At 67.0% G+C, this 8,697-nt stretch carries 8 protein-coding genes and 2 pseudogenes; 8 read left to right on the forward strand and 2 right to left on the reverse strand.

Annotated features, from left to right (window positions below; genetic code table 11):
- The 4 genes and pseudogenes from A9W95_RS05295 to mddA form a co-directional block, all read left to right on the forward strand.
- Window positions 1-966: pseudogene (locus A9W95_RS05295) on the forward strand (preprotein translocase subunit SecA); the annotation flags it as partial.
- A 133-nt stretch (window positions 967-1,099) separates the two neighbouring features.
- Window positions 1,100-1,846 carry a hypothetical protein gene (locus tag A9W95_RS05300; protein ID WP_067409554.1) on the forward strand — a complete coding sequence of 249 codons (747 nt, stop codon included), beginning with the start codon at window positions 1,100-1,102 and terminating at the stop codon, window positions 1,844-1,846.
- Between the two features lie 19 nt (window positions 1,847-1,865).
- On the forward strand, window positions 1,866-3,434 hold the full coding sequence (locus A9W95_RS05305) for an HD domain-containing phosphohydrolase (protein WP_067409555.1): 1,569 nt from the start codon (window positions 1,866-1,868) through the stop codon (window positions 3,432-3,434).
- A 68-nt stretch (window positions 3,435-3,502) separates the two neighbouring features.
- A complete protein-coding gene (mddA, locus tag A9W95_RS05310) occupies window positions 3,503-4,273 on the forward strand; it encodes a methanethiol S-methyltransferase (RefSeq protein ID WP_067409556.1) in 771 nt (256 codons plus the stop codon).
- On the opposite strand, the gene A9W95_RS05315 is transcribed toward mddA, so the two are convergent.
- Both A9W95_RS05315 and A9W95_RS05320 read right to left on the reverse strand, forming a co-directional pair.
- Window positions 4,270-4,734 carry an SRPBCC family protein gene (locus A9W95_RS05315; RefSeq protein ID WP_067409557.1) on the reverse strand — a complete coding sequence of 155 codons (465 nt, stop codon included), beginning with the start codon at window positions 4,732-4,734 and terminating at the stop codon, window positions 4,270-4,272. The genes mddA and A9W95_RS05315 overlap by 4 nt on opposite strands.
- Window positions 4,735-4,765: 31 nt before the next feature.
- Window positions 4,766-5,113, reverse strand: coding sequence for an Rv3235 family protein (locus A9W95_RS05320; RefSeq protein WP_253851567.1), 348 nt, complete (start codon window positions 5,111-5,113; stop codon window positions 4,766-4,768).
- Between the two features lie 364 nt (window positions 5,114-5,477).
- Between A9W95_RS05320 and A9W95_RS27460 the strand changes: the two genes are divergently transcribed.
- The 4 genes and pseudogenes from A9W95_RS27460 to A9W95_RS05340 form a co-directional block, all read left to right on the forward strand.
- Window positions 5,478-6,887, forward strand: a complete 1,410-nt coding sequence (locus A9W95_RS27460; protein WP_067409558.1) for a wax ester/triacylglycerol synthase family O-acyltransferase — start codon at window positions 5,478-5,480, stop codon at window positions 6,885-6,887.
- A gap of 44 nt (window positions 6,888-6,931) precedes the next feature.
- Window positions 6,932-7,810, forward strand: coding sequence for a polyphosphate kinase 2 (gene ppk2, locus A9W95_RS05330; RefSeq protein ID WP_067409559.1), 879 nt, complete (start codon window positions 6,932-6,934; stop codon window positions 7,808-7,810).
- Window positions 7,807-8,304, forward strand: a complete 498-nt coding sequence (locus A9W95_RS05335; protein ID WP_156746028.1) for a hypothetical protein — start codon at window positions 7,807-7,809, stop codon at window positions 8,302-8,304. The genes ppk2 and A9W95_RS05335 overlap by 4 nt, the downstream gene beginning before the upstream one ends.
- A 154-nt stretch (window positions 8,305-8,458) precedes the next feature.
- Window positions 8,459-8,697: pseudogene (locus tag A9W95_RS05340) on the forward strand (ferredoxin reductase); the annotation flags it as partial.

The raw sequence follows: 8,697 nt of genomic DNA on the forward strand, positions 1-8,697 counted from the left end.
CAGGTCGAGCAGCAGAACTTCGAGGTCAGAAAGAACGTCCTCAAGTACGACGAGGTGATGAACCAGCAGCGCAAGGTCATCTACGCCGAACGCCGCCGCATCCTGGAAGGGGAGAACCTCAAGGACCAGGCCCTGGACATGGTCCGCGACGTCATCACCGCCTACGTCAACGGCGCCACTGCCGAAGGCTACGCCGAGGACTGGGACTTGGACGCGCTGTGGACGGCACTCAAGACGCTGTACCCGGTCGGTATCAGCCACGAGACGCTGACCCGCCAGGATCAGGAGTCCGAGCGCGACGACCTCACCCGTGAGGAATTGCTCGAGGCGCTGATCGCCGACGCCGAACGCGCCTACGCCACAAGGGAAGCCGAGCTCGAGGAGCTGGCCGGCGAGGGCGCCATGCGCCAACTGGAGCGCAACGTGTTGCTCAACGTCATCGACCGCAAGTGGCGCGAGCACCTCTACGAGATGGACTACCTGAAAGAGGGCATCGGGCTGCGCGCGATGGCACAGCGCGACCCGCTGGTCGAATACCAGCGCGAAGGCTACGACATGTTCATGGCGATGCTCGAAGGCATGAAGGAGGAGTCGGTCGGCTTCCTGTTCAACGTGACCGTCGAGGCCGTTCCTGCCCCCACGCCGCAGGTGGCGCCGGTGGAGGCGCCCGAAGGGCTGGAGGAATTCGCGACCGCAGCGGCCGGCGGCTCGGCCGACGACACACCCGCGCCGGCCCGCGAGGAACCGCCAAGCACGTTGCGCGCCAAGGGAATCGACAACGATGCGCCGGCGCTGACCTATTCCGGTCCGTCCGAGGACGGCTCGGCGCAGGTGCAGCGCAACGGCGGTGGGGCGCAGAAGACGTCGGCCGGGGTGGCCGGCGGCGGTAGCCGGCGCGAGCGCCGGGAAGCCGCCCGGCGTCAGGGCCGGGGTGCCAAGCCGCCGAAATCGGTGAAGAAGCGCTGACCGTCCCGCCGAGTGTGCGGCTAGCCGCGCACTCGGCACCTTGTGTGCGGCTGGCCGCACACTCGGCAACCGGGTGAGCAATTGAGGCAGTCGCCTCATGTGCGGTCGGGGCCGTGGCGCGCACCATTCCCGCATGACCAAATACCGCACCCCACTCGACGCCGCCACGGCGGTGCTGCAAAACCCCACCCTGCCCGCCGGGGACGACGAGCGATTCGTCGGCTTCGGCGTCATGGGTCTACCGTTCGCCAATGGCAATTACCTTGCCCTGCGCCATTTTCCGGCCGCCACCTTCGCCCCGGCATACCGTTCGGTGTGGCACCGCGACCCCAACGGCCGGTGGACCTTCTATGCGACCACGCCCGGCCCGCAGAGCTGTTCGCGCTACTTCAGCACGGTGACCAGCAACGCCGCCGTGCAGTGCGAGATCGACATCGCCTGGCTGACCCCGTGGTCACTGTTCGTCGGAATCACCGGACTGCTGGAGTGGGAGATCGACATGCGCCCAACCCCGGCCACCCGGCTGATGAGCGCCGTCGGGCGCCGACTGCCGACCGGGGCCTGGACCAACGGGACCGTGCTGGGGGCACTGGGCCGGGCCGCCGGCGCGACGCTGCACGCCGGGCAGCTCCGGCTCGCCGGGACCGCACCCAACGGCCAGCGCTTCATGATCGCCCCCCGGCAGGTGTGGGCGGTGTCGCGGTCGCGGGCCGTGCTGGACGGCACAGACCTCGGACCGGTCGGGCCGCTGCCCGATCAAGCGCAGCTCGCCGGCTTTCGTCCACCACAGCGGGGATTGTTCGTGGTCGGCTCGGGACACTTCGAGAATTTCGACGCGGATCGTCACCGTGCCGTCCATCGCACTGTCTCGATCAGCTGACCGGCCGCACAATAGGTTCGTGCCCGCCGCTGCCCGCCGGTCATCAGAGGCCCGCGAACTACCGACTCGTGCGGAGTTGCTCGCCGCACTGTCGGTAGCGATCGACCTCGGCCTGGGCCAACCTGCCGAACACATGCTGCGGGCCGCGCTGATCGCGACCAGGCTCGCCGACCGGCTGGGCCTGACCAAAGAGCAGCGTGACTGCGTGTACTACACGACGTTGATCATGTGGATCGGCTGTCATGCCGACTCCCACGAATATGCGCGCTGGTTCGGCGACGACATCGCGGTTCGCCACGACTCCTATCTGGTCGACTGGGCCGGCCTGCCGTATTGGCGGTTCCTGCTGGGCAACGTCGGGCGCGGCCAGCCGCTGCTGAACCGGCTGAGCATCATGGCCGCGCTATTCGTCGACGCACGCGGCCAACTGTCGCGGATGATCCACTCGCACTGCACCTCTGCGGCGCTGCTGGCCGACCGCATGGGTCTGGGACCCGACGTGCAGGCCGCGCTGGGCTTCGCTTTCGAACGCTATGACGGCGGTGGCCTGCCCACCGGCGCCCACGGTGAAGCGATCCCGATTCAAATGCGAGTTGCCCAGCTCGCCGAGATGGCAGAGGTGCACCACCGCACCTATGGCAGCGCAGGCGCCATGGCGATGGTCCGGTCCCGGCGCGGGGGACAGTTCGATCCGGTGGTGGCCGACGCGTTCTTGGCCGATGCGGACGCAATACTGGCCGGCCCGCCGGCCGGTGACGCCTGGGCTGCGGCGCTGCGTGCCGCACCGGACCGCCAGCGCGTCGACGAGCCGACGCTGGACACGCTGCTGGTGGCCCTCGGTGACTTCGTCGACCTGAAATGCCCGTTCACACTGGGGCATTCGCGGGCCGTAGCCCGCCTTGCGGGTGACGCCGCGCTCGCCGCCGGACTGGACGCCGACGCCGCCGCGCTCACTCGGCGTGCCGGTCACGTGCACGACCTCGGCCGCATCGGTGTGTCGAATCAGATCTGGTCCAGCCCAGAAGCCTTGACCGCGGCCGACTTCGAACGCGTCCGGCTGCACCCGTATTTCACCGTCCGCATCCTCAACCAGGTTCCAGCCCTGCGGCGAGTCGCCGAAGTGGCCGGCAATCATCACGAAAACCTCGACGGCTCCGGGTATCCGCGCGCGCTGACCGGCACCGCGCTGGGCCTGCCGGACCGGATTCTCGCCGCGGCGGTCGGCTACCAATCCGCTTGTGAGCCAAGGCCATATCGAGAACAGCTGACACCGCAGTCGGCGGCCCGCCGGTTGCATGCTCGGGTCAAAGCGGGGGCGCTGGACCCCGCCGCGGTCGAGGCGGTGTTGCACGCCGCCGGCCATGGTGACCAGCGGCCCAAATCTCGTCCGGATGGGCTGACGCCGCGAGAGGTCGAGGTGCTGTGCTTGGTCGCGCGCGGTGCATCCAACAAAGACATCGCGGCGGCGTTGGTGATCAGCGAGAAGACCGCCCGCAATCACGTGGAGCGCACCTACGCCAAGATCGGCGTCTCAAACCGCATCGGCGCGAGCATGTATGCCCTGCGTCACGGTCTGGTGAACGCATAACGACCGTGCCTCGTGTTTTGAGGCAATCGCCCCATTTACAAAACAACTGTTCAGAGGACAATCGGCTCATGAAGCGTTACTTGACTGTCGGTTATGGCGCGGCCAGCTACCTACTGTTCGTGGTGGCTTTTCTGTATGCGGTGGCCTTTGTCGGCGGTGCGGTGGTGCCACGCACCGTCAACCATGGGATCGCGGCGCCGCTGTGGCAGGCGCTGCTCATCAACGTGGTCCTGCTGGCTCTCTTCGCGATTCAGCACAGCGTCATGGCGCGGCCGGCGTTCAAACGCTGGTGGACGCGGATCGTGCCGTCGCCAATCGAGCGCAGTACCTACGTGTTGTTGTCCAGCCTGGTGCTGCTGCTGCTCTATTGGCAGTGGCGCACGATGCCGGCGCTGGTCTGGGACGTGCGTCAGCCGATCGCTCGATGGGCGCTGTGGACGTTGTTCTGGCTCGGCTGGGCGATCGTCTTCGCGTCGACGTTCATGATCAATCATTTCGACTTGTTCGGTCTGCGGCAGGTGTATCTGGCGTGGCGCGGAGAGCCCTACTCCGACTTAGGCTTTCGTACCCATCTGTTCTACCGGCTGGTGCGCCATCCGATCATGCTGGGTTTCGTCATCGCGTTCTGGGCCACCCCGACGATGACAGCGGGGCACCTGCTTTTCGCGGTTGGCACCACCGGCTACATATTGCTCGCGCTGCAGATAGAGGAACGCGACCTGGTGGCCGCGCTGGGGGAGCAGTACCGCGGTTACCGCCGCGAGGTGCCGATGTTGGTGCCGATACCGCGTCGGCATCGTGGCGCCGAAGCCGTTGGCGGACAGGCTACTTCGAGCTAGTCGGCGACCAGCCGGGCGATCCGGTCCAGGGTGGCGCGCATGCCGTCGGCGGTCTGTTGGGGCATCGCGCCACGGGTGATCAACCACTTCTGCTTGTCGCGTGAGACGTCCCAGGTTTCGCGCACCAGTGTCCCGCCCTCGACCGGAGTCAGTTCGTAACGCCAGATGCGGCCGCCGACTAGGCCACCCGCGCCGAAGGTCTGCCAGGCAATGCGTCGATCGGGCTCGAACTCGACGACCGTGTTGACGGTCCGGTACGGCAAGAACAGCGTCTCCCGGCGGCCCCGCATCGCCATCCCGAATTTCGCGCCCTTCGACAGCGGCACCGAGTGCTGCTCGGCCCGGTTCAGCGACTCCGAGCCGTCGAAGAGCACATGGCGACCGGCGTCGGCCAGCAACGCGAAGATCCGGTCAGGGGAGGCGTCGATGACCCGCTCGACGCTGACTGTGTTGCCGTCCATCCGGCCAATCTAGCCCGCACCAGTGACCTGCTCAGCCGAGGTGCAGCGCTACCACCAGCCAGCGCGGCGCGTCGCTGAGCCTCACCTGCTCGACCCGGCAGGCGATCGCGTGAACCCGCTGACCGCGGCTGTAGGTCCCGAACACCTCCGCCGCCAGCACCTCGGCCGTCACTGCCTGCAGCCGTATGCGCCGCAGCACCGCCGCACCCTGTGCCGGCCCGAGCGCGCGACTGAGGGACACCACCGACTCCACGAGGGCCGGGGTGAGCAGTGCGGTCAACTGCGCCGCTGGGCGGCGCCGGTCGAGGACTTCCAGCACGCGGCGCAACGCGGCGTCGGCGAAGCTGGCGGCATGCCGCATCGGCAGCGAAGCCGTCACGGCCGGCACTGGCCCTCGGACGCCGTCGCCGCGGGGCGCCGCGCGAGGGCTGGACCGCAACGTCGAGGGGCGGCAACGGGCAACGCTGGAGGTCGGCGGTTCGTAGTCAACCACCGGCAGCACAGCGAAGGTGTCACGCTCAGGGGCAACAGGACTGACGGTCAACGGGCACTCTCCAATCCACGGTGCGATGCGCGCCTGCTGGAGAGTGGCAGACTGTGCCGAACTGCCGGCCATCATCGCACAAACTCCGCTGCCGCGTACCCGCGCCGCCATCACCGCAGATTGACGATTACCGTAGGCGGCGAACCACATCCATCCAGCCGCCGAACACCGACGGATCGATAGGAGGACGCGGCCGCAAATGGTGACCCGGTTGTCCCCGGCCGACACGTCCTTCTATCGGTTGGAAAACTCCGCCACCCCGATGTACGTCGGGTCGCTGTCCATCTTGCGCCGTCCGCGCGCCGGCCTGAGTTACGAGACGCTGCTGGCCACCGTGGAACAGCGGTTGCAGCAGATACCGCGCTACCGGCAGAAGGTGCGCGAGGTCAGGTTCGGCATGGCCCGCCCGGTGTGGCTGGACGACCCGGACTTCGACATCACCTACCACGTGCGGCGCTCGGCGCTGCCGTCGCCGGGCAGCGACGAGCAACTGCACGAACTGATCGCCCGGCTGGCCGCCCGGCCGCTGGACAAGTCGCGGCCGCTGTGGGAGATGTACCTCGTCGAGGGTCTGGCCAAGAACCGCATCGCGCTCTACACCAAATCGCACCAGGCGCTGATCAACGGCATGTCTGCCCTGGAGATCGGGCATGTGATCGCCGACCGCACCCGGCGGCCCCCGGCCTTCCCCGAAGACATCTGGGTACCGGAACGCGACCCGGGCAACACCCGCCTGGCGCTGGGGGCGATCGGCGACTGGATCGTCGGGCCGGGCGCGCAACTGCAGGCCGTCGGAACCGCCGTGGCCGGGCTGGCCACCAACTACGGCCAGCTCGTCGACACCGGCCGCCGGTTCCTGGATGTCGCCCGCACCGTGGCGCGCGGCACCGCCCCCAGCAGTCCGCTGAACGCCACCGTCTCGCGCAACCGGCGGTTCACCGTCGCTCGCGGACGGCTGGAGGATTACCGGACCGTGCGTGCCCGCTACGACTGCGACGTCAACGACGTGGTGCTGGCGGTGATCGCCGGCGCGTTGAGCAACTGGTTGATGTCGCGCGGGGAACCGGTAGGGATGGCGACAACGGTGCGTGCGATGGCGCCGCTGTCGGTGTACGCCGACGACCCGCTGGACGCTTCCGGGCCCGGCCAGGCGATCAGTCAGGTGACACCGTTTCTGATCGATCTTCCGGTGGGGGAGGGCAATGCGGTGGTGCGGCTGTCGCAGATTGCCCACGCCACCGAATCGCACCCGACGGCCGGCAGTCGAGTCGACGCCAGGACCATCGTCACGCTGTCCGGCTTCGCGCCACCGACCTTGCACGCGATGGGTATTCGGGTCGCCACCACCTATTCGGCGCGCTTATTCAACCTTCTGATCACCAATGCCCCTGGCGCGCAGTCGCAGATGTACGTCGCGGGCACTAAACTGCTGGAAACCTATGCCGTGCCGCCGCTGCTGCAGAACCAGGCGCTGGCGATCAGTGTGACGTCCTACAACGGCATGCTCTACTACGGGATCAACGCCGACCGGGACGCGATGAGCGACGTGGACCTGCTGCCGGCGCTGTTGAATCAGGCGCTGGAAGAGCTGCTGGAAGTGTCTCGGTAATCCGAGCCGTCCGAAATCGGTGCCGGCATATAACATCCGTTGATGTGAGCACCCCCACCAGCCACGGCGCGCCGGACCCGAAGAAAGTCAAGGCGAAAAAGGCCAAATCCGGCGAGCCGGCCCAGCGCAAGATTTCCGACGAAGTCTACGAAGCCGAATTGTTCCGGCTGCAAACCGAATTCGTGAAGCTGCAGGAATGGGTGCGCTATTCCGGTGCGCGTGTGGTGGTCATCTTCGAGGGCCGCGACGCGGCGGGCAAGGGTGGTGCGATCAAGCGGATCACCGAATATCTCAGTCCGCGAATCGCTCACGTCGCCGCATTGCCCGCACCCACCGAGCGCGAGCGCGGGCAATGGTATTACCAGCGCTATATCGCCCACCTGCCCACCAAGGGCGAGATCGTCCTGTTCGACCGGTCCTGGTACAACCGCGCCGGCGTGGAGAAGGTCATGGGATTCTGTACGCCGCAGGAGTATGTGTTGTTCCTGCGACAGACGCCGATCTTCGAGCAGATGCTGATCGACGACGGAATCCTGTTGCGCAAGTACTGGTTCTCGGTCTCCGAGGGTGAGCAGCTGCGCCGGTTCAAGGCCCGGCTGAATGACCCTGTGCGGCAATGGAAATTGAGCCCGATGGACCTGGAATCGGTGTATCGGTGGGAAGATTACTCCCGGGCCAAGGACGAGATGATGGTGCACACCGACACGCCGAGCAGTCCCTGGTATGTCGTGGAATCCGACATTAAAAAGCACGCGCGGCTGAACATGATGGCCCACTTGCTGTCCACCATCGACTACCGCGAGGTCCGGCAGCCGAAGGTCGACCTGCCGGAACGGCCGGTGGTCAGCAACACCTATCAGCGACCGCCCCGGGAGTTGTCGACCTACGTCGACGACTACGCAGCCACCCTGCTGAGCTCCTGATGCAGGTCTACCTCCCGGCCACCCTGGCCATGTTGCAGCGACTCGTCGCCGAGGGTTCGATGTCACCGGTCAACGGCACGGCGTTCGCCGTCACCCCGACGTTGCGCGAGTCCTACGCCGAAGGTGACGACGAGGAACTCGCCGAGGTTGCGCTGCGCGAGGCGGCACTGGCGTCGCTGCGCCTGCTCGCCGCCGACGACAGTGCCCTGCCGCCGCGGCGGGTGGTGCTGGCGGCCGAGGTGGAGAACGCCACCTACCGCCCGGATCTCGACGATGCCGTCGTCCGACTGGCCGCGCCCGTGGCACTGGATCACGTGGTCGCCGCGTACGTCGACAACGCCGCCGCCGAATCGGACGTCACCGCGGCGATCGCCGCCATCGATGCGGCCGATCTGGGCGATGAGGACTCAGAACTGATCGTCGGGGACGCCCAGGACCACGACCTGGCCTGGTACGCCAACCAGGAACTGCCGTTCCTGCTTGAGCTGCTCTAGACGGGATATCCCTCACCCGGTTGTGACGCATTCTGCACGCTCGGCGGTAGATACGGGCCAGTAACCTACGGTACCGTAGCTTTTATTGGTCGGGCGGAGCATCGTTACCGACATGGGCGGAAGCAAACGGCCGCAACCTGAGCAGGAGCTTCCTATGGGTAAGAAGAACATGGCGATCGTCGGGAACGTCGTCGAAACCACGCGTCCCACAGTCGTGGAAGGGCAAACCCACCCGGGTTGGCACGCCCTGCGCAAACTCGCCACGCGTATCACCACGCCGCTGTTGCCCGACGACTACCTGCACCTGGCCAACCCGCTGTGGTCCGCCCGGGAACTGCGCGGGCGAATCCTGCAGGTGCGTCAGGAGACCGAAGACTCGGCCACCCTGGTTAT

This window comes from Mycobacterium sp. 1423905.2, from assembly GCF_001673155.1.
Taxonomy (GTDB): domain Bacteria; phylum Actinomycetota; class Actinomycetes; order Mycobacteriales; family Mycobacteriaceae; genus Mycobacterium.